The 879-nt window shown below is 58.0% G+C and carries 1 pseudogene; it reads left to right on the forward strand.

The annotated features are described in order from the left end of the window. Positions 1–771: pseudogene (locus tag A3730_RS17885) on the forward strand (DUF11 domain-containing protein); the annotation flags it as partial. Between the last annotated feature and the right edge of the window lie 108 nt (positions 772–879).

The following is an 879-nucleotide window of genomic DNA, read 5'->3' on the forward strand; positions in this document are numbered from 1 at the left end:
CCGGACCAGACCGGGCAAGTGGCGCCGGGCAGCAGCGTGCTTTATAGCCATCAGCTCACCAACACCGGTAATGTGGATTTGACCAATGTGCTGCTCAGCGGCACGCCTGACAGCGCCAGTGACAATGGCTGGTCGATTACCCTCTACGAGGACAGCAACGGCAATGGGCAATGGGATACGGCGGATACCCTGATTGTCGATGGCACTCCTCTGCAGACTGCCGGGGCAGATGGTGTGCTTGCCGTGGGTGAGAGCCTGTCCGTGTTCGCCCGGGTTTTTGCCCCGGCCACGGCAGCGTACGGCATTACCAACCTCAAGACGCTCACTGTTACGGCACAAGGTGCCGGGCAGACGGTGACCGACACGGCGACGGATTCCACCACGACCAGCAATACCGATGTGGCCGTGACCAAAGAGCAGGCACTGGATGCCGACTGTGATGGCGTGCCGGATGGCCCGGGCAGTTGTACTGCGGATGGCTGTTTTGTCTATACCCGATTTACGGCAACACCTGGCGAGCAGTGCGTGATTTATCGCCTGACGGCAGCCAATACCGGGGCGCAGAGCATGTATGAAGTGACCATTAATGATCGCACCCAGCCGTTCACAACCATGCTGTCTTCCGCGACCCGTTGCCAGCTTCCCTCGGGGGATTGCAGCGCCGATGTGGTTGCACCTGCCGAAGCGGGTACCGGTGATGTGTCGGTCAATGTGGGCGAATTGAAAGCGGGTGAAACCGCCGTTCTTATTTTCGGGTTACGGGTGGAGTAAAACGATGCAGACAACCGAACCGAAAAAAAATAAAGGCAAACTGGTTGCAGGGTTGCTGGCAATGCAGGTTTTTATTGCCATGCTCTTTATCGGCTTGTGCCTGGTGAG

The sequence above is a fragment of the Alcanivorax sp. HI0044 genome, assembly GCF_001634945.1.